This is a genomic window from Streptomyces sp. NBC_01476, from assembly GCF_036227265.1.
Taxonomy (GTDB): Bacteria; Actinomycetota; Actinomycetes; order Streptomycetales; family Streptomycetaceae; genus Actinacidiphila.
In genome coordinates this window covers 7,163,990-7,187,772 of the sequence record NZ_CP109446.1, presented here as the reverse complement: position 1 = coordinate 7,187,772, position 23,783 = coordinate 7,163,990, and the positions used below count along the sequence as shown (strand labels likewise).

The 23,783-nt window shown below is 70.6% G+C and carries 28 protein-coding genes and 4 pseudogenes; 18 read left to right on the top strand and 14 right to left on the bottom strand.

Annotated features, from left to right (window positions below):
- Positions 1–371: 371 nt before the first annotated feature.
- Together OG552_RS31250 and OG552_RS31245 are read right to left on the bottom strand one after the other, a co-directional pair.
- Entirely contained in the window at positions 372–1,826 is a 1,455-nt protein-coding gene (locus tag OG552_RS31250; RefSeq protein ID WP_329138636.1) for a lamin tail domain-containing protein, read from the bottom strand.
- Positions 1,827–2,253: 427 nt separating this feature from the next.
- The gene (locus OG552_RS31245; RefSeq protein ID WP_329138634.1) at positions 2,254–2,820 is read right to left on the bottom strand and encodes a TetR/AcrR family transcriptional regulator; all 567 of its coding nucleotides are present in this window, start codon (positions 2,818–2,820) and stop codon (positions 2,254–2,256) included.
- 88 nt (positions 2,821–2,908) lie between these two features.
- Here OG552_RS31245 and OG552_RS31240 point away from each other — a divergent pair, with 88 nt between their 5' ends.
- From OG552_RS31240 to OG552_RS31230, 3 genes and pseudogenes are all read left to right on the top strand, one after another.
- Positions 2,909–3,832, top strand: coding sequence for an NADP-dependent oxidoreductase (locus tag OG552_RS31240; RefSeq protein WP_329138632.1), 924 nt, complete (start codon positions 2,909–2,911; stop codon positions 3,830–3,832).
- A gap of 39 nt (positions 3,833–3,871) precedes the next feature.
- Positions 3,872–4,105, top strand: coding sequence for a transposase domain-containing protein (locus tag OG552_RS31235; RefSeq protein WP_329138631.1), 234 nt, complete (start codon positions 3,872–3,874; stop codon positions 4,103–4,105).
- A gap of 189 nt (positions 4,106–4,294) precedes the next feature.
- Positions 4,295–4,723: pseudogene (locus tag OG552_RS31230) on the top strand (transposase); the annotation flags it as partial.
- A gap of 58 nt (positions 4,724–4,781) precedes the next feature.
- Here the strand turns inward: OG552_RS31230 and OG552_RS31225 are convergent.
- From OG552_RS31225 to OG552_RS31205, 5 genes and pseudogenes are all read right to left on the bottom strand, one after another.
- Positions 4,782–5,080: pseudogene (locus OG552_RS31225) on the bottom strand (site-specific integrase); the annotation flags it as partial.
- Positions 5,080–5,265, bottom strand: a complete 186-nt coding sequence (locus OG552_RS31220) for a helix-turn-helix domain-containing protein (protein WP_329138629.1) — start codon at positions 5,263–5,265, stop codon at positions 5,080–5,082. The gene OG552_RS31220 and the pseudogene OG552_RS31225, both read right to left, overlap by 1 nt.
- Complete coding sequence (locus OG552_RS31215; protein WP_329138627.1) at positions 5,258–6,643, bottom strand: replication initiator; 1,386 nt, start codon at positions 6,641–6,643, stop codon at positions 5,258–5,260. The genes OG552_RS31220 and OG552_RS31215 overlap by 8 nt, the downstream gene beginning before the upstream one ends.
- 167 nt (positions 6,644–6,810) lie before the next feature.
- Positions 6,811–8,172, bottom strand: coding sequence for an FtsK/SpoIIIE domain-containing protein (locus tag OG552_RS31210; RefSeq protein WP_329138625.1), 1,362 nt, complete (start codon positions 8,170–8,172; stop codon positions 6,811–6,813).
- Positions 8,172–8,552, bottom strand: a complete 381-nt coding sequence (locus OG552_RS31205; protein ID WP_329138623.1) for an SCO3933 family regulatory protein — start codon at positions 8,550–8,552, stop codon at positions 8,172–8,174. Before OG552_RS31205 ends, OG552_RS31210 begins: the two co-directional genes overlap by 1 nt.
- Positions 8,553–8,693: 141 nt before the next feature.
- Between OG552_RS31205 and OG552_RS31200 the strand changes: the two genes are divergently transcribed.
- The 6 genes and pseudogenes from OG552_RS31200 (at position 8,694) to OG552_RS36545 (ending at position 13,100) form a co-directional block, all read left to right on the top strand.
- Positions 8,694–9,353 carry a GntR family transcriptional regulator gene (locus OG552_RS31200; protein ID WP_329138620.1) on the top strand — a complete coding sequence of 220 codons (660 nt, stop codon included), beginning with the start codon at positions 8,694–8,696 and terminating at the stop codon, positions 9,351–9,353.
- An 830-nt stretch (positions 9,354–10,183) separates the two neighbouring features.
- Positions 10,184–10,567: a type II toxin-antitoxin system RelE/ParE family toxin gene (locus OG552_RS31195; protein ID WP_329138618.1), complete on the top strand. Its 384-nt coding sequence runs from the start codon at positions 10,184–10,186 to the stop codon at positions 10,565–10,567.
- Positions 10,564–10,902 (top strand): helix-turn-helix domain-containing protein, encoded by a 339-nt coding sequence (locus OG552_RS31190; RefSeq protein WP_329138616.1) that lies wholly within the window; start codon positions 10,564–10,566, stop codon positions 10,900–10,902. Before OG552_RS31195 ends, OG552_RS31190 begins: the two co-directional genes overlap by 4 nt.
- Before the next feature lie 35 nt (positions 10,903–10,937).
- A pseudogene (locus OG552_RS31185) lies at positions 10,938–11,153 on the top strand (helix-turn-helix domain-containing protein); the annotation flags it as partial.
- Between the two features lie 534 nt (positions 11,154–11,687).
- On the top strand, positions 11,688–12,077 hold the full coding sequence (locus OG552_RS31180; protein WP_329138614.1) for a hypothetical protein: 390 nt from the start codon (positions 11,688–11,690) through the stop codon (positions 12,075–12,077).
- Positions 12,049–13,100: pseudogene (locus OG552_RS36545) on the top strand (IS630 family transposase). The gene OG552_RS31180 and the pseudogene OG552_RS36545 overlap by 29 nt, the downstream one beginning before the upstream one ends.
- Here OG552_RS36545 and OG552_RS31165 read toward each other — a convergent pair.
- Positions 13,027–13,587, bottom strand: coding sequence for a hypothetical protein (locus tag OG552_RS31165; protein WP_329138609.1), 561 nt, complete (start codon positions 13,585–13,587; stop codon positions 13,027–13,029). The pseudogene OG552_RS36545 and the gene OG552_RS31165 sit on opposite strands and share 74 nt — an antisense overlap.
- Positions 13,588–13,883: 296 nt before the next feature.
- Between OG552_RS31165 and OG552_RS31160 the strand changes: the two genes are divergently transcribed.
- Positions 13,884–14,177 carry a hypothetical protein gene (locus OG552_RS31160; protein WP_329138606.1) on the top strand — a complete coding sequence of 98 codons (294 nt, stop codon included), beginning with the start codon at positions 13,884–13,886 and terminating at the stop codon, positions 14,175–14,177.
- Positions 14,178–14,272: 95 nt separating this feature from the next.
- Positions 14,273–15,226, top strand: coding sequence for an aldo/keto reductase (locus OG552_RS31155; protein WP_329138604.1), 954 nt, complete (start codon positions 14,273–14,275; stop codon positions 15,224–15,226).
- A 54-nt stretch (positions 15,227–15,280) separates the two neighbouring features.
- Here the strand turns inward: OG552_RS31155 and OG552_RS31150 are convergent, their stop codons facing one another.
- Positions 15,281–15,775 (bottom strand): hypothetical protein, encoded by a 495-nt coding sequence (locus OG552_RS31150; RefSeq protein WP_329138602.1) that lies wholly within the window; start codon positions 15,773–15,775, stop codon positions 15,281–15,283.
- 424 nt (positions 15,776–16,199) lie between these two features.
- Here OG552_RS31150 and OG552_RS31145 point away from each other — a divergent pair, with 424 nt between their 5' ends.
- The 5 genes from OG552_RS31145 (at position 16,200) to amaP (ending at position 18,652) form a co-directional block, all read left to right on the top strand.
- Positions 16,200–16,694: an Asp23/Gls24 family envelope stress response protein gene (locus tag OG552_RS31145; RefSeq protein ID WP_329138601.1), complete on the top strand. Its 495-nt coding sequence runs from the start codon at positions 16,200–16,202 to the stop codon at positions 16,692–16,694.
- Positions 16,695–16,775: 81 nt separating this feature from the next.
- Positions 16,776–16,982 (top strand): hypothetical protein, encoded by a 207-nt coding sequence (locus OG552_RS31140; protein ID WP_329138599.1) that lies wholly within the window; start codon positions 16,776–16,778, stop codon positions 16,980–16,982.
- On the top strand, positions 16,982–17,353 hold the full coding sequence (locus OG552_RS31135; RefSeq protein ID WP_329138597.1) for an Asp23/Gls24 family envelope stress response protein: 372 nt from the start codon (positions 16,982–16,984) through the stop codon (positions 17,351–17,353). The genes OG552_RS31140 and OG552_RS31135 overlap by 1 nt, the downstream gene beginning before the upstream one ends.
- Positions 17,350–18,036: a DUF6286 domain-containing protein gene (locus tag OG552_RS31130; RefSeq protein WP_329138596.1), complete on the top strand. Its 687-nt coding sequence runs from the start codon at positions 17,350–17,352 to the stop codon at positions 18,034–18,036. The genes OG552_RS31135 and OG552_RS31130 overlap by 4 nt, the downstream gene beginning before the upstream one ends.
- A gap of 16 nt (positions 18,037–18,052) precedes the next feature.
- Positions 18,053–18,652: an alkaline shock response membrane anchor protein AmaP gene (gene amaP, locus OG552_RS31125; protein ID WP_329138594.1), complete on the top strand. Its 600-nt coding sequence runs from the start codon at positions 18,053–18,055 to the stop codon at positions 18,650–18,652.
- A gap of 162 nt (positions 18,653–18,814) precedes the next feature.
- Here the strand turns inward: amaP and OG552_RS31120 are convergent, their stop codons facing one another.
- From OG552_RS31120 to OG552_RS31105, 4 genes are all read right to left on the bottom strand, one after another.
- Positions 18,815–19,168 (bottom strand): ArsR/SmtB family transcription factor, encoded by a 354-nt coding sequence (locus OG552_RS31120; protein WP_329138591.1) that lies wholly within the window; start codon positions 19,166–19,168, stop codon positions 18,815–18,817.
- 218 nt (positions 19,169–19,386) lie between these two features.
- On the bottom strand, positions 19,387–20,232 hold the full coding sequence (locus OG552_RS31115; protein WP_329138589.1) for an NAD(P)H-binding protein: 846 nt from the start codon (positions 20,230–20,232) through the stop codon (positions 19,387–19,389).
- A gap of 452 nt (positions 20,233–20,684) precedes the next feature.
- Positions 20,685–21,068, bottom strand: coding sequence for a RidA family protein (locus OG552_RS31110; protein WP_329138587.1), 384 nt, complete (start codon positions 21,066–21,068; stop codon positions 20,685–20,687).
- 244 nt (positions 21,069–21,312) lie between these two features.
- Positions 21,313–22,062, bottom strand: coding sequence for an SDR family NAD(P)-dependent oxidoreductase (locus tag OG552_RS31105; RefSeq protein ID WP_329138585.1), 750 nt, complete (start codon positions 22,060–22,062; stop codon positions 21,313–21,315).
- A gap of 211 nt (positions 22,063–22,273) precedes the next feature.
- Here OG552_RS31105 and OG552_RS31100 point away from each other — a divergent pair, with 211 nt between their 5' ends.
- A complete protein-coding gene (locus tag OG552_RS31100; RefSeq protein ID WP_329138583.1) occupies positions 22,274–22,783 on the top strand; it encodes a MarR family winged helix-turn-helix transcriptional regulator in 510 nt (169 codons plus the stop codon).
- Between the two features lie 193 nt (positions 22,784–22,976).
- Here the strand turns inward: OG552_RS31100 and OG552_RS31095 are convergent, their stop codons facing one another.
- A complete protein-coding gene (locus tag OG552_RS31095; RefSeq protein ID WP_329138582.1) occupies positions 22,977–23,168 on the bottom strand; it encodes a hypothetical protein in 192 nt (63 codons plus the stop codon).
- A 169-nt stretch (positions 23,169–23,337) separates the two neighbouring features.
- Between OG552_RS31095 and OG552_RS31090 the strand changes: the two genes are divergently transcribed.
- A complete protein-coding gene (locus OG552_RS31090; RefSeq protein WP_329138580.1) occupies positions 23,338–23,778 on the top strand; it encodes a MarR family winged helix-turn-helix transcriptional regulator in 441 nt (146 codons plus the stop codon).
- Positions 23,779–23,783: the final 5 nt, after the last annotated feature.

The window sequence follows — 23,783 nt, the reverse complement described above, 5'->3', positions numbered from 1 at the left end:
AGACAACGTTGTCAGCCCTCATGCCCGGCGCGCAACCCTCAGGCAACACGGCAGTGGACACGCGGGATCGCACCCGCCGCGTTCACGACCGTGCGTCATTAGACACGGGGAAGGCGCACAACGGGCAAACAGAATTCGTACAGTTTGCGCGCGGCCGGGCCAGCGCCTGCCGGCGGAGCTGGTCGGACGCGGTCTGCGGGGCGGGGTGCGGGCGGGGTGCGGCGCGGCGCGGCGGGGAGCGGGCGCGGATGGCGAAGTGGGCGCCGGGGCGGCGGTACGGGTGAAGGCCGTGGTCCTGGTGGACCGCGGCCTTCACCGGTGCTCTTGGCGCCGAGCGGGGCAGTTGACGGCCGCCGCCCCCTGCGCCGGTGTCAGGGCGTGCAGTTCAGGGTGCCGGCGCGCAGTGCGTGGTTGCCGTCGTCGGCGTCGTCGGACCAGATGACCGGCTTGTGGCCGGCGGTGCAGGCGGACTGGGGCGCGATGGCGAAGCCCTCGTTGTTGTAGTCGGGCATCCCCGAGGGACGGTCGTAGACCGCGGTGGGGGCGAACCGGCCCTGGGCGTTGATGTCCAGGACCGTGGTCTGACCCTGGCAGGTGTCGTCGCACACCGCCCAGAGGTGGCCGGTGGCCGGCTCGAACTCCAGGTCCATCACGGCGGGGAAGCCGCTGGTGACGGTGGCGATCCGGGTGTATCCGCCGCCGGACAGGTTGAGGGCGTAGGCGTAGACGGTGCCGTTGTCCTCAAGGCCGGCGAAGTACAGGCCGCTGCCGTGGCCGGGATAGGCGGCCGGATCGTAGACGCCGCCGGTGTGCTCGTCACGGAAGCCGTGCGCGGTCAGGAACGAGTCGGGAACCCACGAGATGCCTTCGAGCCCGGAGTTGGCGGGGACGGAGGGCAGGTCGGAGGTGAGGTTCCACGTCGCGGTGGCGTTCAGCGAGGAAGCGGTGGAGGAGGCGTCGTACCGCAGGATCTCCGGCAGGCTCTTGCCGTCGTTGTCGTTGTCGCGTTCGGTGGAGACGAACACCCCGTCAGGAGTGACGACGACGCCTTCCGCGTCCGGGTCACCGCTGCCGCCCGCGTAGTGCAGGGACTTCCCCGAGGACCAGCCGGCGGCCGGATCGGGGCGCCACGTGGAGCCGTTGGGCACCAGGCGGTAGAGCTTGCCCGGCCCGTTGTCCACCGCCCAGAGCACGCCGGGGCCTTCGAAGGACAACCCGCTGAGGTTCTCCCCGAAGACCTTCGAGCCGTCGGCGACGGTGACCGCCGAGCCCCCGGGCCAGGCCCCGTGCGACGGCTGACCGCCACCGCCGCCTCCGCCGCCGGTGGTGCCGCAGGCGTTGGCCGCGCCCTTGGTCGGAGCGAGGGTAGTGGTGAACGCACCCGTACCGTCCGGGCAACGCCCGTAGGTGGTCGAGGCGTGGTCACTCCAGGAGTACGAGTCCACCAGGTCCTTGTCCGCGTCGAACAACCGCGCCGAGTCCTCGCTCCCCAGCCCGAACGACGGATCGACATCCAGCGCCAGGAACGCTCCCGGGGCGATCGAGGTCTTCTTCGGGATCTTGTACGAGTGGTCGTCGTCATTGTCCTTGACGATCCACGCGGAGACGTCGACCGCGGCGGTCCCGGTGTTGACGAGTTCGACCCAGTCACCCGGGCTGCCGCCGTTCGACTCGACCTCGTTGATCCGCACGGTGGACTGTGCTCGCGGCTGCGCCTGTGCCTGCGCCTGTGCCTGCGCGGATGCCGGGGCACCGGACAGGCCGAGGGCGAGGAACGTCAGGGCGACGGCGGTGATGGGGACGTGTCTACGCCAGTGCGTACGCAAGGTGGCCGGTCCTCTTTTCGGGGAGTCGGGCAGACGAGGAGCGCACTCACGCTCCCGGCGAAGCTTCCGCCACACCGGGAACCACCGGCTGAACACCCCGCGAACACTGCGGGTCCGCCCCGAACGGACTCGCCGCCCGGGCATCCGACCCCCACGCGAAACAACAGCGTCGAGCTTCTCCCGTCCCGGGTGCGCCAAGTGCCTCTGCGACCACCAGCGCCGTCCGCCGGAGGCAGCGATGACGGTCCGCCCCCAAGCGTCGATGAACCGGACGGGCCCGCAGCCGGGTCCAGTACCGGCGCGACAGGAGGCGGCAGCTTCTCACCCGATAGACCGGTACTTCTGGACCACGGGAAGACGAAGCCCATCGGCGACAAGGTCGAAGCGGCCGATCCCGACCCCGGCAAGCACAACAGCCCTCACAGCGTCACGCAGGGATGTCCGTGGCGACGGCGAGCAGGTCCGCCGTGCTGGTCGATAGGACCTGGGTGAAATCGGCTTGCTCGTCGGCCATGCACCGTTCGGCGGTCAGCCGGAGCACGGCGATGCCGACGTCGGTGGCCAGGCGTGCAGTCTGCGGGTTGCAGCCGCGGTGCACCAGAGCGGCGGCGAGGGCCTCGGACAGCGACGCCAGCTTGACCAGCTCGCGTTCCTTCAGTGGCGGATTGGCCTCGATGACCGCCGACCGCTCCCGCAGGAACTCGCGCGGACGGAACACCTTCGGCGCGGTGGCGAACGCGGCCAGCAGCGTCGGGAGCGCGCCGGTGTCGGCGGGAGCGGCTTCGATCGCGGAGACGAGCTGCTCTTCGAGGTCCTCGCCGCCGCCGAACAGCACCTCACGTTTGTCGGCGAACCATCGGTAGAACGACCGCTCGGTGAGGTTCGCGCGCTGCGCGATCTGCGCGACCGTCGTGCGGTCGTAACCCTGCTCGGTGAACAGGTCCAGCGCGGCTCGTTCGAGCCGACCGCGAGCGTTGCCTTCCCACCGTGCCATCCTGCGAGCATAGCGACTGCAGATGCTGTCGTCACTCTGCTAGCGTGAATGACGACAGCATCTGCTGTCATCATCTTGAGGAGCCTTCATGCGCACCCTTCGCTTCCACGAGCACGGAGCACCGCTCGACGTTCTGCGGCTCGAGGACGCCGAACCTCCCACCCCCAGACCCGGGCAGATTCGCGTCGCTGTCCAGGCGTGCGGGCTGAACCCGGCGGACTGGGCGCTGTGCGGCGGACTCTTCACTGGCGACCTGCCACGCGGTATAGGACTTGAAGTGTCCGGCACGGTCGACGCGGCCGGTGACGGGGTGACTGGCGTCGAGATCGGTGACCCGGTGTTCGGCCCGGCGCCCTTCACAGGACCGACCGCCGGCGCGTCCGAGCAGGCTCTCCTCGACCTCTGGTTCCCGCGCCCGCCAGGGCTCGACCCGGTCGACGCCGCCGCGTTGCCGATGGCGGTCGAGACGGCCTACCGAGGTGTGGACGCCCTCGGCGTCCGCGCCGGCACCACCGTGCTGGTACACGGCGCCGGCTCCACCGTCGGGTACGCCGCAGTGCAGATCGCAGTTCAGCGCGGGGCACGGGTCATTGCCACCGCCGGCGAGACGTACGCCAAGGCCCTGCGCGCCGTCGGCGCCGCAGTCACCGGTTACGGCGACGGCATGGCCGAGCGAGTGAGGGAACTCGCGGGCGGACCGGTCGACCTCGCCCTCGACGCGGCACCGGTCAGCAATGCGTTGCCGGGCCTCGTGCGTACGGTCAAGGCGTCCGCACACGTTCTGACCCTCAGCGACTTCGCCGCAGCCGCTGAACTGGGCGTGCGTTTCAGCGGGCCCGGCGGCGAGGGCACCGTGCGCAACGACGTGCTCGGCGCATACGCGCAGCTGGCATCTGCGGGTCGCTTCTCGGTACCAGTGGCCCGCGCGTTCCCGTTGGAGGACTGGCGCACGGCCGCGGAGCTGAGCCAGTCGGGACAGGCCCGCGGCAAGCTCGTCCTACAGATCGGCTAGAACCGTGTCGACCAAGATCACTGTCTGGCGGGAGCTCCGTTGGGTGCCCAGTCTGTTATCTCTCGTCAGGTTGTCGTTGCTGCGGGGGCTTTCGCGCCCGGCCATCTGGGCGAGCTGACGCGCCTTGTCCCCTTCGAGATGGTCGACGAGGCGTTGACGCAGACGGGCAAAGTGCAGGAACGGGTACGGGATCTGCCGTCCCGGGTGATGGTGTATCTCCTGCTGGCCGGGTGCCTGTTCCCTGGACTGGGATGGCGGCAGGTGTGGCAGTGACTGACGGCGGGCCTGGAAGGGCTGACGGTCGCGGACCCGACGGGCGGTGCGTTGGCGCAGGCCCGCAGGCGGGTGGGGGCCGAGCCGCTGCGCTGGCTATTCGACCTGCTGCGCGGCCCGGCCCCCGGGATCGGCACCGCCGGCGTGTGGTGGCGCGGGCTGCTGGTCTGCGCGATCGACGGCACGACCATGGCGGTGCCCGACAGCCGGGCGAACCTGGCCGAGTTCACCAAGCACCGCTGCAACAACGGTGGTTCGGGATATCCGGCGTTGCGGCTGCTGGTACTGGTGTCCTGCGGCACTCGCACGGTCATCGACGCGGTGTTCGGACCGACCACTGACGGCGAGACGACGTACGCGCCGCGTCTGCTCCGCAGTCTGCACGAGGGCATGATCGTGTTGCTGGACCGGAACTTCGCCGCCCGGACATTGGTGAACGCCATGGCCAAGACCGGCGCGCACGTGCTGGTCCGAGTGAAGAACGGCCGCCGACTGCCCGTGCTGGCCCGCTGTGGTGACGGCTCCTACCTGTCGGCGATCGGTGACGTCCCCGTGCGTGTCATCGATTGCGAGATCACCATCACCACGGCCGCAGGCCGCCGCACCGGCCTCTACCGGCTCGTTACTACCCTGACCGACCACAAGACCCATCCCGCCGCCGAACTGATCACGCTCAGCGGGCGTGGGTGGTGGCGCGCAGGCGGTGGACGGCGATGTGTCGAGCCAGTAGGTGAGGAACTGGGCGACGGTGGTGTCGCTGATGCGGGTGGGCAGGCCGCGGTTGCTGACGGCGACAGGTTCGGTGAGTTTGTCGGCGGCTTCCTTGTGGGTGGTGTCGTAGACACGGATGCGTTTGCGGGTGCCGCCGGCGGCGAGGACGTATCCGGCGGCTTCCCAGCGGCCGTCTTTTCGTTGGTAGACGGTTCCGTCGCCGTTGGCGCGGGTCCAGCGGGAGGCGGGGGTCGGGGTGGTCATCAGGCGGCTTCCTGTTCGAGGTGGTGGTGGATGTAGGTGGTGAGGGCGTGGGTGGGGATGCGGCGGGCGCGGCCGATGGTGATGGAGGCGAGTTGCCGGGTGCGGATGAGGTCGTAGACGGTGGAGCAGATGATCTTGAAGCGGGCCATGACCTCGGGGACGGTGAGGAGTTCGTCGTCAGCCATGGGTGGCCGCCGGTGCCCGAGGTCCGGGCGGGGGTGTCAGGGCGCTGGCGAGGCGGGCGAGTTCGGGGGTGGGGCCGATGCCGGAGAAGGCCCAGTGGGCGAGGGTCAGCGTTGACTCCTGCTCCGGCACGGTGGTCGGGGCTCCGGTCTGGGTGTGTTGGTAGTCGGCGCGGGCTTGTCGGAGTTCGGCGAGGGTGGTGGAGTACTGGCGGGTCTTGGTGGAGAAGTGGCCCCGGAAGCCGAGCATGTGTGCCCAGGACCGGAGCTTGAGGTCTGCGAGGTCGCGGCGTGCGCCGAGTTCCCAGGCGGTGCGGATCATGCGTTCGGCGTGCGGGGGTATGTCGAATGCGTGGAGTTCGCCGATCAGGCGGAGCCGTCGGTCGAGGGTGCCGGTGGCGCCTTCGGCTCCCTTGGTGGCGTATTTGGCGATGGAGGCGGCCACGGCCCGCTCGGTGACCGGGGTACCACCGGTGAAGTCGCCGCTGCGGATGGGACGCACGTCGAGCTGCGTACCGAAGGCGAAGGACCAGGTGCCGCCGTCCATTTCCGGTCCGGCCACGCGGGTGCGGGTGGCGGCGGTTTGGATGGCGTCGCCGAGGAGTTCTGTGGTGGCCCAGGCGGGCGGGGGTGTCGCGCTGCCGTCGGGTCCGTCGAGGCGGATGACGGCGTGGAAGTGGACCAGGCCGCGCCGCTGGTACTCGGCGACTTTGGCGTAGGAGATTTTCGCGGCCGAGGAAAGGCTGCGCTGGGTGAGCCCGGCCGCGCGGGCGATGGCGCGGCGCAGGTGAAGCATGAAGCGGGACCACAGGGCCGGGGCGTGGGCGTTCCCCAGCACTGCGCCGCGGTAGTCGTAGCGGTCGGGGTCCAGCGGCGAGCCGAGCAGCGGATCGCCCTCGCTGTGGGTGCGTCCGCAGCGGCACCGCCGATCCCGCTTCGTCTCACCGCTGGGGCGGTTGTGGACGGGGCCGAAGGAGGGGGCGGTGAAGGTAGCGAAGACGCGGGGGTGGGTGGTGATGGTGGTGGGGACGGTTTTGCCGCCGCGTAGTCCAGCGGCGATGAGTTGGTAGGTGTCGTGGCGGTAGATCTCGGCGCAGGACGGGCAGCCGGTGGTGCGGCGGTTGCCGCAGCAGACCAGGAGGCAGCCGGCGGGCATCTCGCGGGAGTCGAGGTGGCGCAGGATCAGCCCGGTGGCGGTGTCGACCTTGGTGCGGTAGCCGTCCAGGCGTATCGGCCGGGCGCATCCGCCGAGCGTCGTCAACAGGCGCACGAGTACGGGTAGTTGTCCGCCGACGGCGAGCTTTTCCAGGTCGCCGGGCGCGAAGATGACAGGCAGTGACTGGGGCAGAGATTCGAGCTCGGGCTGGGGGTTGGTGGGCATGGGGGCATGGCCTCTCGGCGGACGGCACGCGCGGGGCCGTCAAGGGGTGGGTGAGGGTCCCCGGCAGGGGCAGGACCGGGTGGTGGTGCCCCTGCCGGGGGTGGGGCTGTTGGTGCGGGGCGCATCCCGCCGGGATCTGCTCACCGGGGGTGTACGGAGCGGGGGCATCAGCCGGTGGCCTTGCCGGGAACCGCGCTGACTGTGCCGATGGCGCTGCTGGGGAGGTTGCGGATTTGGCGGCCTGCGTGGCAGAGGGTTTCGCTGATCTGCCAGCAGGCTTCGGTGGGCAGGTGGGCCGACCGCATCCGTACCAGGGTGCGCATGGCGCCGATCGCGGCGATGGCGACACCGGCGGGGAGTTCGCGGTCGGCTGCGGTGACTTCCAGGTCGCGGCCGTCGGGGAAGAGGTGGAGGAAGTCCTCGACGGTGTCGACGCGGTGGCAGATGCGTGCGGAGAGGTTGGTGCGCATCGCGGTGGACAGCACGTCGGCGGAGGGTTTCTGGGTGATCAGCCACAGCCGCACCCCGAATTTGGCGCCCTGGCTGGCGATGGCGAGCAGTTCGGCCTCGAACCGTTCACGGGCCTTGCGGTCGGTGTGGCGGGTGTAGTTGGCGACCTCGTCGATGACGACCAGCAGCAGGGGCAGGTCATTGCTGAAGGCGGTGATCCGGTCGGTGCGCGCGGACCAGAACAGTGCCTCGCGCCTGCGCATCTCCGCCCGCACCCCGGCCAGGACCTCGGTGGCCTCGTCGGGATGGGTGGCCGAGCAGACCCGGTGGGCGGTGCGCCACCAGGGTGCGGCGGCGGCGAGGTTGGGATCGATCACCACCAGGCGGACATCGCGCGTCAGCGACGCGGACGCCAGGAGGGTGTTGACGGTGATCGACTTCCCGGAACGGGTCACGCCGGCGATGAGGCCGTGCGCCCCGGCGGCGAGGTTGACCCGAATCGGGGTGCCGTCCTCGTCCCAACCGAGCAGCACATCATCACCGGAGGTGAGCGTGCCGGGGGTGAGGGCGGGGGTGCCGTCGTGGTGGAGCAGGGGTGAGGGGATGGGGGCGTCGAGGGGTTCGCGGCGGAATCCCCGGGCGGTGATGGTTCCGGGGCGGGGCTGGGTGACCTTGACCCGTTGCATGCCCCAGCCGTTGCGGAGGTCGTCGGCTGCGTCCTGCCAGGCTTCCAGTCCGACGCGGGGCAGTGCGGTGGCGGTGACGGTGACGCCGAAGGTGTCAGCGCGGGTGGTGATGCGCGGGATACGGACCTTCGCCGGTGCCGGGGTTCCGTCCGACCGGAGTTGCTGGAGTTGGGTCGGGGTGGGGTCCTTGACGGCGAGTTCGGCCATGGGGGCGAGCCTGCGCCAGGTGCGGCGGATACGGCGGGCCTGCCGGAGGCTGACGCGGGTCTCGGTGTCGGCCCGCAGCCAGCGGACGCCCGTGAACAGCATCCGCCCGGCGATGAGAGCTACCAGGGGTATGAGGAGCCACCACATCACGGCCGCCGAGCTCAGGAAGGCGTGGAGGGTTGTCATCAGGCGGCCTTCGCGGTGAGTGCGGTGGCGCGGAACGCGATGCCGTGGCGCATCTGCCCGTTGAAGGTGTTCTCCCAGGCGGAGGCGGTCAGGGCGGTGAACGTGATGGTGGCGCCGGGCTTGATGCCCTTGGTGATGCCGGTCTCCGGGACGGTGACCTGGAGCATTTCGGCGCGGCCGTCGAGGACGACCATGACGTCGGCGACGACGAGCGGTGCGCCGGTGTCCTTGTCGGTGGCGAAGTCCTCACCTTGGGGCGCAGGGTGCCGAGCATGGCGTGCATGGCGGTGGTGTCGATCGGGAGGGAACGCATGGGTGGACTCCTGGTGGGAGGGGGTTGGTGTGCCCGCCGGGGTGGTCGGGTTCAGGAACAGCAGCACACCCAATCCGCCCCCATCCGACCCCATCCCTATCTCATCGGTTCCCACCCCATCCACGACGCCGGTACCCTGACCGGATCGGCCCCGGGACCCCGGAGCCTGGAACCCGTGAGAGCGATCGAGAGAGTGTGGAGGTGGAGCGTGTCGCAGCCCGACGGCACCCTGCTGAACTACGAGCGCATCGCCGAAGATCTCAGAGGGCAGATTCGCGCCAAGGCGCTGCCTCCGGGGGCGCCGCTGCCCTCGCAGAGCCAGCTCATGAAGCAGTACGGCGCCTCCAGCCTCACCGTGCAGAAAGCCATGTCCCTGCTCCGCGAGGAGGGCTGGGCCGTCTCCCGCCCCGGCAAGGGAGCCTTCGTCTCCCAGAAGAAGGACACCGAGGACGCCTTCCGCACGGTGGCCACCGCACTGGAACAGCAGATCCGCACCGGCACCCTCGCCCCCGGCGGCCTCCTCCCGTCCCGCGAAACCCTCGCCGAACAGTTCGGCACCTCGCTCACCGTGATCGACACGGCCCTGACGCTGCTGGCCCAGCAGCAGTGGCTCACCCCGGACGAGACCGGCCGCAGCCTGGACATCCACGTCCAGCGCGCCGACCACCCGAAGATGACCGCCCTGCTCACCCAGCCCACACCTCCCCAGGGAGATGCCGGCGGCGACGCTGCCACACGGTCACGCGTCGAGGCCCTGGAAGGCGCGCTCACCGGCGCCCTGGAACAGATCGCGGAACTCCGCGAGCGCGTCGAGACCCTCGAAGCCAGCAGCAGGACCAGGAAGGCCCCCGGCCGCAAGACCAGCTGAACACCCCGCACCGGCCGGTGAACAGCGTGTCAGGGTCCACGACCTGCAATCCGGCGGTTGTCGGCATCATCCCGGCGCGGCAGGGCCGGTGATCTTCCGCTGGGGCAGTGCCGTGTGCCTGCCCACAGTCAGCATGCTCGGCAGTCAGCGGCGTAAGACAAGGCGGTTCGAAGTTCCGTCGGGCGCAGCGGTAATGGGGTTGCGTCCAAAGTTTCTCTACGAGATCAAGGCGGCCCCCGCCCGTCTGAGCTGGCCGAACATCGCCGACCGACCCACCGTCGGGCGAGCAGCCGATGCCCGTTCCGAGCGTCGGCGAGCGACCGGACCCAGGCGCAAGCTGGGCCCAACCTGCCTCCACCAGAGGCAAGTTGAGGGCGTAGAGCCCCGGTGCTTCGCACAGCGAGTTGTCGCTTACGACCGTCCTTCGGCCGGATCGCAGGCACAGGGCCGACCAGGGGGCCGGCCCTTCACGTCCGTCGCTGGGCGCACCGAGGGCGGTGGCTGGCGTTGCCTCCGGCGGGGAGCGGAGTTCCCGGCCGGCCCGCCGTGGTCCAGCCTCTCCCGCCCCCCCCGGCCCCCGCGCCGCCAGATTGGGCGACGCACCAGCCCGGCCGCACGCTGCCTCTCCCACTCGGGCCCGATCCTGCCGAAAGAAGTCGGCCCTGCGCCGCCTCGGCCGATTGCTGCTGGTTTACGGCCGCGCCGTGGCATCAGGACGATGGGGGGATATGGGGGTGGGCGACGCTGGAGTGGCTGCGGTTGTGGCGACGGCACACGACCTGGGCTACGAAGTCGCGCTCTCGCACCCCGTGCCATATATCATCCGCGGTATGGATAGCGGGCGGTACTCGATCGAGATCGAGCCGGAGGTGCGGCTGTGGCTGGAGAACATTCCCGCCCATCACTACAAGCAGGCTGAACGCGTCGCCGACCTGCTTGTCGAGCAGCGCACCACGCTCGACGAACCGCACTCCCGCCACCTGGGCGGCAAGCTCCGCGAGCTGCGCTTCCGCCTCGGTGATGTTCACCAGCGCATCACCTACTGGCTCGCACCCGACCGTCGCGTCGTGCTGCTCACCGTGTTCCGCAAGACCAAGATGCGCGAGCAGGCCGAAGTGGAGCTCGCGCACGCCGCTCAACGGCTGTGCGAAGCCGAGCACCAGGCAGCCGCCGAACACGACCTCTACAGCCGCGACCTGAAGGAGAACCGATGAACCACAGCGAATGGAGGACCCGCCGCCATCGACAACTGATCGGCGAACACCTCGACGCCGACCCCGAGTACGACCGCGTCTACGAAGAAGCCAGACTGGCCATGACGCTGGGTAAGGCCGTCTACGACCGGCGCAAGCAACTCGGGCTGAGCGAGGCCGACCTGGCCGAGCGCCTGCATGCCACCACCGACGAGATCGAAGGCATCGAGACCGCCACCGAACTGCCACCCATCGCCGTCATCATGCGCCTGGCCCGAGCCCTGGACCTCACCGTCGACGTGCACCTCGCCCCTGGGGATGAGCCCACCGTCACCATCGTCACCCCAGCCGCCTGAACCCGGGAGGAGCCATGCATGACGCCCCCACAGCACTCGCCCGCGAGCTGGGCCGACTCGTCCACGACCGGCGCACCCGGCTCGGGCTGTCCCAGGCCGAGCTGGCTGAGCGGTGCGGGATGAAACAGCCGCAGATCTCCCGCTTCGAAGCCGGCGGAACGGTGCCCACCCTTCCGATGTTGCGCCGTCTGGCCCGTGCCCTTGGCGCCGACTTGACCATCAGTCTCACTCCGCACGACGAAGCCGCTTGACGTAGATCTCAAATCCCGAGAATCCCCCGAGTGGTCTAGACCGTTGACGGCAGTAGCGGCGGCAACACCGGCGGACTTCAGTGCACATGCACGGACGTGGAACGGCTGTCAAATCGAGGCCTGACCAGCGAAGTTGCAGCTGACGGCGACCCCGCCTGCACACGTACTATGTACTGGCGGGGGCCACGCCGATCCTGGTGCATAACACCCCGGGCGGCGGCCAGCCGGTCGTCCCGAACATCGTCCAGGAGCGGATTGCACAGATTCTGGCCGGCGGGGTGCAGCCCCGTCCGAACGGTGATGGCACTGGCCCCGACCGTTTCGAAGTGCGGGGAGGCCAGAACCCCACCAGAACCCCACCCCCGGCGCGCTCGCGCGGAAGTGGGGACCGTCCGCCCCGGGAGCCGACGACAGCGCGCTGATCTACGACCTCGGAGACGGCACGAACAGGTACCGGATCTTGGTGAATCGCTATGGTGACGTCGGTTGGGTGGACAACCACAACTACAACAACATCAGGGTATTCAAGCCGAATTGCTGACGTCGCTTGGCACGCACGGGCCGGCCGCCGACCGCGGCCGGCCCCCGGAAGGGGAGAACGAGTTGGCGCGGATCACCGAGGACCAGATCACCCGGCTCGTCACCTTCGTGCACGCCAGAATCCCCGACGAGCAGACGCTCACACGGGACGAGGCCCGCCGGGCGGCCGCGCTCCGCCTGGTCACCGACCGGCAGATCGCGGCCCTCCGGCACTACCGGCACTCAGTTCCTGACGCCCGCGCGCGGGCCGAGGTCCACGCGACCGCCTCGTGGAACCTCCTGGTCTCCCTCGCGCACCTCTGGCACGACCACCCGGACTTCCCGGCCGAAGCGGCAGTGGAAACGTTCGAATTCGATGCCACAGACCCGCTGCGCCCGGCGTGACCACCAAGCGCGCTCGCAGGTCGCGCGCCGCTGGCCGTCCGAGCTGACTGCGGCTCCCGCCGGTGCGTTCCGTCGAGGGTCGCGCCGTTTGCTGATCAGTGTACGGTCGGTCGAGCGGTGGCGCCGGGCCTGGCGCAAGAGCGGAGAAGCGGGAGTCCTGTCGAAGGAGTCGCCGGGAAGACCTCGGCTCAGTGAAGCCCAGATCGCCAAGCTGGAGTGAGAGTTGGAGCGTGGTCCACTGGCTCACGGCTGGGCGGACCGGCGGTGGACCCTGGCACGGATCAAGAAGCTGATCGGCCGGCTCCTCCACGTCTCCTGCACGGTCGAGGGCACCTGGCGGCTGCTGAAGCGGCACGGCTGGAGCTGGCAGCAGCCCGCCCGGCGGGCGATCGAGCGCGACGACGACGCGGTCGAGGTGGGGAGGAAGGAGATCTGGCCGCGGGTAGGAGCACCGCGGCGGGGCGCGGGGGTGGGTTGTCTTCGATGACGAGGCCGGGCAGTCGATGACTCCGCCGCGTGCCAGGACCTGGGGCCGGATCGGCCGGATCCCGGTCGTGAGGGTGAGGGGCCGCGGCTCGGGGCGGGTGTCGACGGCGGGCATGGCCTGCTACAAGCCAGGTGAGCGGTCCAGGCTGGTCTACGCGATCCGCGAGTATCACGGCCGCAGGGACGAGCCGAAGGGCTTCGGCCGGCGCGACTTCCGCGACCTGATCGTCCGCGCACGTATCCAGCTCGGCGGCCCGATCCTGCTCGTCTGGGACAACCTCCGCCTGCACCTCACCGCAGGCACGAAAGCCTTCATCGACGCGAACGCCGAGTGGCTCACGGTGTTCCACCTGCCCACCTGACCTCAACCCGCAGGAGGGCATCTGGTCGCTGGTCAAACGCGAGATCGGCAACCTCGCCGCTGCGGATCTTACTGAGATCACCCGAGCCCTGAAGCGTCGACTCAAGAGGATCCAGTACCGTTCGGAACTCGTCGACGGTTGCCTCGCAACCACCGGCCTGACTCTGGATGACTGACGTGACCCCTCCCTGACAGTCTCGACTGAGACACCCGGTCTGCCGGGTCAGTCTGGATGGGCGAGACAGGAGATCCCTTCAGCATGGCCAGCACCACCCCGATACCCGCCGCCGGTGACGAGCCGGCGGCGAAGCCGAAGCGGCGGACGTTTTCCGCGGAGTACAAGCTGCGGATCGTTGCCGAGTACGACGCCGCCCCGGCCGGGGAGAAGGGCGCGATTTTGGGGATCTGGACGACGCGACGCGAAGCCACATCGATGCCAAGCCGACCGAACAGGCCGCTGGTCCCAAAGACGACCAACCCGCTCTCACCGCCCCCGTCCAGCAGCGTCGCCTCGGCCAGCGGCTGGTACTCATAACCGATCATCCCTGCCGGGACGCCAACTTCCCGCAGATCGGCGGCGATCTCGTCGGGCACTCCTCGGGAACAGCCGATACGGGCCACTGCGTACTTGGGCAACGGCAACGACGGGAAGTCTCGGATCACCCGAACATCATCCTCGCGCTCCGGCCACACCGGAAAGGCGCGCGCCAGCTGGGACTCCTGTCACCCCCCGGCGGACCCGACATCACTCATTCAATTTCAGTAGTGAAGGCAACGTCAGAGGACGGTGCTGCACCAAGTGGTGGTTCGTCGCCGTCCTCGGGTGGGTCCGTGGGCTGGGCAGGGGTGCGGAGGGCGTTGCCGAGGAGGCCGATGGCGTCGCACTGGAGGCGGAGGCGTACGTGGGGGTGGACCGTCGCGGTCACGCCCATGTTGGGGCGTGGCCCAGGAGTTCCGTGATGACGACGAGTTGGACGCCCGTTACCGCGTCGGCGACCGGGTCGGCGTCGGCGGTCCGGGGGGAGGTCGCCCCGAACATCGCGCACGCGCCCGGTGCCGAGGTCACCGCGCCGGGGCGGAGCACCACCAAGGAGGACGACGCCCTGCGACTGGGCGCCGACCACTTCCGCGCCACCCGTGGCGGCACCGTCGTCACCGAGTTGGCCGACTCCTTCGACCACCGAACATCGTCACCACCGCCTGCCCCGGGCTGGAGCGCGGTGATGTCCGTTACCGTTTCGTCATCGACATGAGCACCCTCGCACGGAGTCGACGCCGGACCCGCGGCGGAGAAGTCCCCACCGGGGCATGGCCAGGAAGACCGGAAACGAGAAGGAGCACGTCCGCGATGAGAAGGACCACGCTGGGCACCCTTGAGGTGTCCGCCCAGGGCCTGGGCTGCATGGGTATGAGCGAGTACTACGGGCCGACCGACTGGGACACCTCGATCGAGACCATCCACCGCGCGGTCGAGCTCGGCGTGTCCCTGCTCGACACCGCCGACCAGTACGGTGCCGGCCACAACGAGGTGCTGGTCGGCCGGGCCGTCCACGACCGCCGCGACCAGGTCGAGATCGCCACGAAGTTCGGTATCGACCGCAGCGCCGGCGACGACGCCCGCCTCCTGCGCGGGGACGCGCCTTACGTCAAGCGCTCGTGCGAGGCGTCACTGCTCCGGCTCGGGGTCGAGGTGATCGACCTCTACTACCTGCACCGGCCTCCGCAGAACGCCGAGATCGAGGAGACCGTGGGCGCGATGGCCGAACTCGTGAAGGAGGGCAAGGTCCGGCACCTCGGCCTCTCCGAGGTGGACGGCGATCTGCTGCGCCGCGCCCATGCCGTCCACCCGATCACGGCGGTGCAGAGCGAGTACTCGCTGTGGACCCGCGACGTCGAGGCGGTGGCCCCCGTGATGGCCGAACTGGGCGTCGGTCTGGTGGCGTACTCGCCGCTCGGCCGCGGCTTCCTCACCGGCACCGTCGACCGGGCCGGCCTGGACGGCTCCGACTTCCGCAGCCGCAACGCGCGGTTCCAGGCCGACGCCAACCAGGCCATCGCCGACACCGTCCGCCAGGTCGCCGAGCGCATCGGTGCGGCACCCGCCCAGGTCGCCCTGGCCTGGGTGTACGCCCAGGCCGACCGGCTCGGCGTGCCGATCGTGCCCATCCCCGGCACGAAGCGGACCCGCTGGCTGGAGCAGAACGTCGCCTCGCTGGACGTCACGCTCGACGACGCCGCGCTCGCGCAACTTCAGCCGCTGGCCGACCAGGTGGCGGGCGAGCGGTACGGCGTCAGCCGCTGACAGCACGGGCTTCCGGCACTCGGCGAAGCGGTTCGCCTCACGGCCCGCCGGACCTCACTCCGGCGCGTCGGAGGCGAAGACCGTCGACGCCGCTTCGAGCCGCAGCCGCTCCAGCGTGTCGATCTGCGCTCGCGCCCGGTCCAGCAGACCCCTCAACCGGGTTTCGTCCAGCTCGTCCTTCCCGGTGGCCACCGCGAGCAGGGTGCGCCAGATCAGCGTCTTGCCCTCGACTCCCAGCCGCAGCGTCTCCAGCTCGATGAACGTGCTCAGTCCGGAGCGCCGGTACAGGACGCCGTTGGGTTTCAGGCGGCCGAGCCGCTCGGCCGCCCAGCCGCCGACGATCTTGTAGCGGCGGGCGGGCACGCCGAGCGCGTCCATGATGTCGAGCAGGGTCTGCCGGTCCTGGGCGATCTCCCGCCCGATGCGTTCCAGGTCGGCGGCGCGTACCGAGCCGCGGTGCTGGTGGGCGATCCGCCGGGCGATCCCCACGCCGAAGGTGGCACCGGCGAGATGGTCGTTCAGATAGATCCCGAGCTTGTCGGCACGCATCGTGAGTCCTTCCTCGACGCTCCACGGTGCCCCCCTCGCGGAGGCGGCCGGCGCGTCATGCTCCGCACCGCGCCAGCAAACCCCGGGAGAACGCGCGCGGCGGGCCGAAATGCCGCCGGGTGCCCCGAACAGCGCAAAATCCGGGCCGGCGACGGCCCTCGTCGTACGCGTGAAGCCCCCGGGCGGCGCAACCAGCCACCGCACGGGGCACCGCACCACACCGCATCGCACGGCACCACACCGCGCCCCCCACAAAACCGCACCCCCACCACACCGCACCCCACCTCGCCCGTCCCGGCCACCCGGCCACCCGGCCACCCGTTCGGCCGAACACCCGCACCCAGTGGCGGTATCCCCACGGCGCCCCCGGGCACCTCGACCTAGCGTGGAATCCGGAGCAGCCCAGACGAAGGGACGACTCGCCATGACCGACGCGCAGCGAGGCACACAGGAAGCGGGCGACACCTCGCCTCCCCGCGAGGCAAGGACGCTGGAGAAGAGCGACTCCGGGCGGAAGGCGCTCGGCGCCCCGGCCTCCCGCGGCCGCACCACCATCGCCGACGGCGTGGTGGAGAAGATCGCCGGCATGGCCGCCCGGGACGTGGTGGGCGTGCACGCCATGGGCACCGGCATGTCCCGCACCTTCGGCGCGGTCCGCGACCGGGTGCCCGGCGGCAGGACCTCGGTGTCCCGCGGCGTCAAGGCCGAGGTCGGCGAGGTACAGACCGCGCTCGACCTGGACATCGTCGTCGACTACGGCGTCTCGATCGTCGAGGTCGCCCGCGTGGTGCGGGAGAACGTCATCACCGCGGTCGAGCGGATGACCGGCCTCGAAGTGGTCGAAGTCAACATCGCCGTCGGCGACGTGAAGCTCCCCGACGAGGAGGACGATGACGACGGTGAGCAGCGTGTCCAGTAGCGGGGGGACCGGCGCCCTGCCAGCCGCCCCATGGACCGTGCCGTCCGCCGAAGGACGCGCCGAGGCCACGGGGAGCACCGGATGAGCATCGCGGTGACGGGCCTAATCTACGGAATGACGTGCGCGTTCGCCGGATACTTCGGCGGGTTCGGGGCGTTCGTGCTGGTGGCGGTGCTCGGCGCGATCGGTTACATCGTCGGCAGGTTCGCCGACGGCGACCTCGATCCGGGCGACTTCTTCCGCTCGCGGGACGGGGACCGCGGCCGTGACCGTGACCGGTTGCGCTGATGGCCGCACCCGTTCCGGCTCAACTGCCGCCCGCCGAACGGGGGTCGGTGCGGATCGCCGACCGGGTGATCGCCAAGATCGCCTCCCAGGCGGCCGGTGAGGTCCTCGCCGGCGCGCCCGGCGCCGACCTGGTACCCCGCGCGGCAACCGCGCACGCCTCGGTGTCGGTGCGCAAGAACACCGCCCGGCTGCGCCTCACCCTGGAGCTCGGCTACCCCGCCGACCTCGGTGCGGTGAGCGCGTCGGTACGCCGCCATGTCGCGGTCCGCGTCGAGGCGTTGACGGGCATGGCGGTCCCCGAGGTAGCCGTCGAGATCGAGCGGCTGCACTCCGCGACCGCCCGCCGCAAAGACGAGGGGAGGGTCCAGTGAGCCACATCGAGCCTCCTGCGGACTCCGCGCCGGACGGCGAGCCCACCCGTGAACCGCCCACCGCGGTCGGTGTCCGCGAGCCCTTCCCGGAACCCGACGGAAGCCGGCGGTACGCGGGGCCGGAAGAGGAACCCGGGGCGGCCAAACGGTTCTGGTCCGGGCGCCGGGTGCCCTCGGCGATCACCGCCGCCCTGGCCTCCGCCCTTGCCGTGCTGTTCCTCCAGGACGTGGTGTCCGTGCGCGCCGACAACACGGCGCAGCACTGGCGCCGGGCACTCGCTCATCAGCTGGCCACCCGGCATCTGGACGACACCTGGGTCATCCTCGGCGCCTCGGTGTGCGCCGCGCTCGGGCTGTGGCTCCTGGTGCTGGCCGTCACCCCCGGTGAGCGCGCGGTGCTGCCGATGGCACGCCGCGGACCGTCGGGCGTCCGCGCCGGGCTCGACCGGCACGCCGCCGAACTGGTCCTGCGCGACCGGGCGATGGAGGTGCCCGGCGTCCGCTCGGTCAAGGTGGCGGTCGGCCGCCGCCACATCAGGGCCCACGCCGCCTCGCACTTCCGCGAACTGTCCGACGTACGGCAGGACGTGAGCAGCACCCTCGGGCAGGCGGTCCGTCAGCTCGGCCTCGCCAAGCCACCGCGTCTCCGGGTGCGGGTCCGGCGTGCCGAGAAAAGTGTGTGAGGAGAGGAGAAGCCCCATGCGGCGCACCACGGTCAACCGGATCCTGCTCGCTCTCATTGGCCTGGTGCTGCTCGCGCTGGGCGTCGCGGTGCTGATCGGCAGCCTCGACCTGCAGCGGCACTGGGACTTCACGCTGCCCTCCTCGTGGCCGTTCGACGGGCCCAAGGACGTGCTGCTCAGCGACCATGACCGGACCCGCTACCGTTCGGACGACTGGTGGTGGCCGGTGGTCATCGCGGCGCTCGCGGTGATCTTCGTGATCGGCCTGTGGTGGCTGCTGGCCCAGGCCCGCACCCGGCGGCTGCGCCAGCTGCGGATCGACAGCGGCGACGGCCAGGGCGCACTGGTCCGCGGCCGGGCCCTGGAAAGCGTGCTCAGCGCGGAGTCCGAGGCCTACGAGGGCGTGGAATGGGCCGGCGCGGCACTCGTCGCCCGGCACGGCACACCCCAGGCCCGCCTCGTACTGGGCCTGGCCCCCCACGCCACCCCGGTCGACGTCGTGGCCGGCCTGGACGCGGCAGTACTCGCCCACGCCCGCTCCTCGGCCCGCCTCGACGAACTCCCCACCGAAGCAAGGCTGCGGGCCGTCCGCCACCGCGCCCGCCGAGTCAGCTGACCGAGCCCTCTCCGCACCCGGGCGGACCGCTTCCGGGGCGCGGCCGAGACCGGATCCGGCTGGGCCTGCCCGGCGGCCGTGGCGCACCTGCCGACCCTGAGGACTCCCTACGTGGCCGGCGGGTGGCCAGGTGTCCGCCGGCGCCGGAAAGCGCGAGAGACGCTAGTTGACGGCCCCGGCGTCTTCCGGAGTGGCGACGGTCTGCCGGCTGCCGAGCGCGACGAGGTCGAGCAGTCCGGGGAACCGTGCGTCGACATCCGCCCGGCGCAGCATCACCTCGGCGCGATTCCCGTAGTCGAACTGCGTGATCAGCCCGGCCTCGCGGAGGACCTTGAAGTGATGTGTCATGGACGACCTCGGCACACCGACGCCGAAGCTCGAACACTTGCGGCGGGCACCGACCGGCTCGCGGAGCAGCTCCTCGACGATCGAGCGCCGGAGCGGGTCGGCGAGAGCGGCGAACAGTGCCCCCAGCGCGAGCTGCTCCACAGCCGGCTGCTCCTTGGCTTCGGTCACCGCGATGCCTTCCCCTCCGCACCCTGAGCGAGATCCCGGCGGTCCGACCCTCCCGGCATCCGGCACGCACCGGACCCGAGGCGGTCGTAAACCGCCAGGTTACACCGTGCCGCTGTCCGTTCTCCGGGCGACTGCCCTGGTGAGACCGGAGGAGACCGGCCTCCGGTTCGTACCCCGGCCCGGCCGGCCCGCCGGCCCGACGACCCGGTTGGCCGTCTTCAGCCGAACAGCTCGTCGGGCATCTCCTCGATGCCCTTCGGCGGGCGGCCGAGCAGCTGCCCGAGCAGGGGGTCGACCACTTCGCCCTCACCGTTCGCCAGCCCTTCGTAGAAGGGGTGCCGGCCGGCGAACCGGAGGTTCACGGTACGGCCGGTCCTCGCCTCCACCACGCGGGCGATCTCGCTGATCCTGGTGGCCTTCGGCCCGGTCAGCCGGAGTGTCTGCCCGAGGTGGTTCCGGTAGTCGGCCAGGACAGCAGCGTTGCCCTCGCCGAGTTCGTCCAGTGCGGTCCAGGCGATGGCGATGTCCTGGGGAACAACCCATTCGGCCGGTCGCGGGTCCCCCTGCCTGACCGTCCGGGGGTCGAAGCCGACGTAGTGCCCCCAGGCTTCGGCGTAGATCCCCTGCCGCACGATGACGTGGTCGATCCCGCTCTGCGCCAGGTAGCGCATGGTGTGGATGTGGCCCTGCTGGATACCGATCACACTGTCCAGCCCGGTCTCGCCACCCAGCATCATGCTCGAGTAGATCACCGTGTCGACCCCCACGGCCCGGGCCGTCTCGATCGCGTTCTTGTGGAACTGGACGCGCTGAACACCGGGGTCGGGGTGGGACATGAGAAACAGGACGTCGGCGCCGCTGAAGGCCGACTTCATCGATGCGGGGTCCGTGTAACTCCCCCGTCGGATCTCGACTCCGTGCCGGCGCGCGACGGGCGGGACGCGAGCGGGGTTCGAGGACGAGATGACGAGATCGGTGGGCGGGATCAGTCCTTTCTCCAGAACGCTGCGCAGTATCCGGGACCCCAGGCGGCCTGTTGTGCCGGTCAGCACGTAGCGAGTCATTTTTCGTGATCCTCCGACCGAGGTAGGGATGACGGCGACGGAGCCCAGGGCTCCGCGAACGCGATCGACCGCTCCGTGGACCGCCTGCCCGGCGGGCCGCAGCCGCGCGGAGCGGCGGGAAGGTTCGATGCGATTCGTAAGTAAAGCTACTCGGGCGGCAGGTTCGAATCAAGTCGTAAGTGCGCAGTCCTGCGGATCGGCCACGGCGGCAGGGTCCGCTGCCACCCCAGCGATGACGGCGACCGCGACGACGAGCGGCGCCAACCGGGTTGCCGTCCGCACGCCGAGATGGTTCACACCGGTCGGCGCCGACCTGCCCGCACGTCCGGGCCGCAGGCAGGAGCCGACGGTCGCCACAAGGCCGTGGCAGCCGCCCGCGCCGGTACCGGCAGGGTGCCGACCGTCGTCCTGACGAGCTACACCGGCGAGGACTCAGGAAAGGGGCCGGGCGGTCACGGCCGCAGCACGGCCACCATGTCGATCTCGACGAGTTTGTGGTCGAGCGTCGAGCCCACGGTGGTCCGTACCGGATAGGGACGGGGCAGCGTCCGTTCGTAGACGGCGTTGTATGCCGCGTAGTCGCGGTGCAGGTCGGCGAGGTGTGCCGTCACCTTGACGACGTCGGCGAACGTCAGACCGCGGACCGCGAGCAGCGCGCTGAGGTTGCGCAGCACCTGCTGCGTCTGCTCGGCGATGGTGTCACCGACGACCTCCCCGGTGCCGGGGTCGTGCGGTCCGGTGCCCGCGGTGTAGAGAAACCCGTTGGCGACGACGGCTTGCGCGTACGCTCCCCCCGGCGCGGGGGCGTCGCTGCTGCGGATCTCTTCCCTGGTCATGGCTTCCTTTCGAGGACGGGGCGATCCTCGGGGAGCTGGGGTGACGGTCCCGCCGTCGGGCGGCGGTCCCGTTGTAGCAGGTGGAAGGGGTGTTACGGGCGCCGACATGCTGCCCATGGGCCCGCCCGGGTGAACCGGCCCGCCCGCGATCCGCACAGGGCCCCGGCCTGATGCGGCGCCTCAGGGCCGGCCCGATTCAGCACCTCAGGATGGGAACGCACCGCCGTACCACCCATCCCGCCGCTCAGCCGGGCAGGGAGCTGCGCTCGCCACCGGTGGCCGAGATGACCGTGCCGTTGATGTAGCTGCTGGCCGGGCCGGCCAGGAACAGTACGATCTCGGCGATCTCCTCGGGCTCGCCGACCCGGCCGCGTACGTTGGCCTGCCCGAGCATCTCGACGTTCTCCCCCAGCATCGCGGTGGTGCCCGCGGTGCGGACCGGTCCGGGTGAGACGCCGTTGATCCGCACACCCTGGGTCCCGAACTCGGTCGCCCAGGAGCGGGTCAGCGCCTCGATACCCGCCTTGGACGCGCCGTAGGCACCCCCGACCGGCGCCGGGGACGTCGCCGCGCTGGAGGTGATGTTGATGATGGAGCCGTGTCCGCGCGCGGCCATCGCCGGGGCCAGCGCGCCGACGAGGAGGAACGGGGCGCGGGTGTTGACGGCGAACTGCCGGTCGAAGCTGTCCGTGTCGGTGTCCGGGGTGCTGGTGAACTCGTAGATACCCGCGTTGTTCACCAGGATCTCGACCTCGCCGGCCTCTGCTGCGAGCCGGGCGACTTCCTTGGCATCGGTGAGGTCTGCTGCGACGAACCGGGCGCGGCCACCGTGTGCGGTGATCTCCTCCACCAGCCGGGCGCCCCGGTCGAGATCCCGTCCGTGCGCGACGACCTCGGCGCCGCGGGCGGCGAGACCCAAGGCCACGGCGCGGCCGATGCCCGCTGTCGCACCTGTCACAAGTGCGGTGCCGGTCAGTGTGGTGGCGGAGTTCATCGCTCGTACTCACTTCCTGGGGACGCTCATGGGACGCCGTGGGCCGAGTGCCCATGCGTGGTTCTGGCATCGGTTCCGCCGCATGTCCTCCGCGGCGGGGTCCGGCTCGCTCCCCATCCACTCTGCGCGCTAGATGTTCTGTCGTCAAGACGATCTGTAGGACAGTCCATCTGCGTTGCCATTCATAGAGCCGGCCGCTTACATTGGGTGGATGAGCCCCACACCACCTGGACCAGGTCAGACGGGGGCGTCGGCCGAGGCCGCCGCCGGCACGGGTCTGGAATCGGATCTGGGGTGGGCCATCAGGCTGGTCTCCGGCGCCTTCCGCAAGGTCGCCACCAGCTCGGTCACCGATCTGCCCGGCGGCCCGCGCGGCTACCTCGTGCTGGTGGCGGTCGCCGCCGGACAGCCCCGCTCACAGCTGGCACTCGCCCAGCAACTCGCCCTGGACCGTACCGTCATGACGTATCTGATCGACGACCTGGAATCCAACGGTCTGGTCACCCGCCGGCCCGACCCGGCCGACCGCCGCGCCCGCCAGGTCCTCATCACCGCGGCAGGCACCACCGCCCTCGCGCAAGCCCGCCGACGCCTCGGTGAGGCGGAAGCGCGACTGCTGACAGACCTCGACCCGGCAGAGGCGCGCCAACTGCGCGCCCTGCTCGAACGAGTCGCCCAGACGGCCCGGCGCGAGGCGATCACCCCGGACGACGACTGCTGACGTCACCGCCTGCGTGAACCGGAGCGACGCCCGCCGCCGCACGCGTGCTCGCGCTCCGGTATCCGGCGCTACGTGGCTGGGTCGTCGAGCACCTTCACCCCCGGCACATCCGGGTCGGCCCCGCTCCCCCGGCCGTCCCGTCAGTTCCCGCGATCGGCCGCAGCGTACGCCGCCGACGCGGACCGGGGGCCGGTCACACCGCGGGCGGATGGGAAAGGGCGGCCTTGGCCCGCGGGGTGGCCTCGTCGGTGAGCACCTCGGGTGCGTCGCTCTCCACGGCCGCGAGGGCCCGCTCGACGACGTCGGAGGCGTCGGACTTGGGTGCGCCGGTGAACGCGGCGAGGGCGGTCCGACCGTGCGTCAACGCGCCGCGGAGGACACGCATCGGGGAGACCCTCCCCGGCGGCGTCGTCTCCGTCCCCGGACGCCACTCATTCGAGCACAGACCCGCATTCACCATCATTCTTCGCATAACGGTTCGAGGCCCTTCCCGAAGCGCGGCCGGCACCGGCGCCGAAGAACCATAAGGCAGGTTGATAAGGTAGCCTTAGCATATGGACGATCATCTGGATCCCGGCACGATCGCCGCTTCCCTGCTCGTAGGTGTCGGTGCGCTGCTGCGCCGCGTACGGCAGGTGCCCACCGACGGCGGACTCACGATGCCCGAGCGGACCGCCCTGTCGCACCTGGCCCGCTCGGGTCCCACCACCTCCTCGGCGCTGGCCCGGGAGGTGCAGATCACCGCGCAGGCCATGGGAGCGACGCTCAGCACGCTGCGGGACCGCGGCCTGGTCGAACGCCGCCCGGACCCGGACGACGGCAGGCGCGTGGTGCTGACGGTGTCCGACGCCGGTCAGCAGGCGCTGAAGGACAAGCGCAACGCGCGGACCGAACTCATCGCCCAGGCCCTGACCGGTGGCGCGTTCACCCCGGCGGAGCTGGAGCAGCTCGCGGCGGCCGGCCCGCTGCTGGAGCGACTGGCCCAGAACATCTGACGCCG

Excerpts from the sequence above, each read along its gene's own strand:
- OG552_RS31090 (WP_329138580.1), top strand. The coding sequence starts at position 23,338 with ATGGACGATCATCTGGATCCCGGCACGATCGCCGCTTCCCTGCTCGTA.
- OG552_RS31105 (WP_329138585.1), bottom strand. The coding sequence starts at position 22,062 with ATGAACTCCGCCACCACACTGACCGGCACCGCACTTGTGACAGGTGCG.
- OG552_RS31110 (WP_329138587.1), bottom strand. The coding sequence starts at position 21,068 with ATGACCAGGGAAGAGATCCGCAGCAGCGACGCCCCCGCGCCGGGGGGA.
- OG552_RS31195 (WP_329138618.1), top strand. The coding sequence starts at position 10,184 with ATGGATAGCGGGCGGTACTCGATCGAGATCGAGCCGGAGGTGCGGCTG.
- OG552_RS31140 (WP_329138599.1), top strand. The coding sequence starts at position 16,776 with ATGAGCATCGCGGTGACGGGCCTAATCTACGGAATGACGTGCGCGTTC.
- OG552_RS31100 (WP_329138583.1), top strand. The coding sequence starts at position 22,274 with ATGAGCCCCACACCACCTGGACCAGGTCAGACGGGGGCGTCGGCCGAG.
- OG552_RS31155 (WP_329138604.1), top strand. The coding sequence starts at position 14,273 with ATGAGAAGGACCACGCTGGGCACCCTTGAGGTGTCCGCCCAGGGCCTG.
- amaP (WP_329138594.1), top strand. The coding sequence starts at position 18,053 with ATGCGGCGCACCACGGTCAACCGGATCCTGCTCGCTCTCATTGGCCTG.
- OG552_RS31245 (WP_329138634.1), bottom strand. The coding sequence starts at position 2,820 with ATGGCACGGTGGGAAGGCAACGCTCGCGGTCGGCTCGAACGAGCCGCG.
- OG552_RS31160 (WP_329138606.1), top strand. The coding sequence starts at position 13,884 with ATGACGACGAGTTGGACGCCCGTTACCGCGTCGGCGACCGGGTCGGCG.
- OG552_RS31220 (WP_329138629.1), bottom strand. The coding sequence starts at position 5,265 with ATGGCTGACGACGAACTCCTCACCGTCCCCGAGGTCATGGCCCGCTTC.
- OG552_RS31095 (WP_329138582.1), bottom strand. The coding sequence starts at position 23,168 with ATGCGTGTCCTCCGCGGCGCGTTGACGCACGGTCGGACCGCCCTCGCC.
- OG552_RS31150 (WP_329138602.1), bottom strand. The coding sequence starts at position 15,775 with ATGCGTGCCGACAAGCTCGGGATCTATCTGAACGACCATCTCGCCGGT.
- OG552_RS31145 (WP_329138601.1), top strand. The coding sequence starts at position 16,200 with ATGACCGACGCGCAGCGAGGCACACAGGAAGCGGGCGACACCTCGCCT.
- OG552_RS31135 (WP_329138597.1), top strand. The coding sequence starts at position 16,982 with ATGGCCGCACCCGTTCCGGCTCAACTGCCGCCCGCCGAACGGGGGTCG.
- OG552_RS31240 (WP_329138632.1), top strand. The coding sequence starts at position 2,909 with ATGCGCACCCTTCGCTTCCACGAGCACGGAGCACCGCTCGACGTTCTG.
- OG552_RS31210 (WP_329138625.1), bottom strand. The coding sequence starts at position 8,172 with ATGACAACCCTCCACGCCTTCCTGAGCTCGGCGGCCGTGATGTGGTGG.
- OG552_RS31190 (WP_329138616.1), top strand. The coding sequence starts at position 10,564 with ATGAACCACAGCGAATGGAGGACCCGCCGCCATCGACAACTGATCGGC.
- OG552_RS31115 (WP_329138589.1), bottom strand. The coding sequence starts at position 20,232 with ATGACTCGCTACGTGCTGACCGGCACAACAGGCCGCCTGGGGTCCCGG.
- OG552_RS31215 (WP_329138627.1), bottom strand. The coding sequence starts at position 6,643 with ATGCCCACCAACCCCCAGCCCGAGCTCGAATCTCTGCCCCAGTCACTG.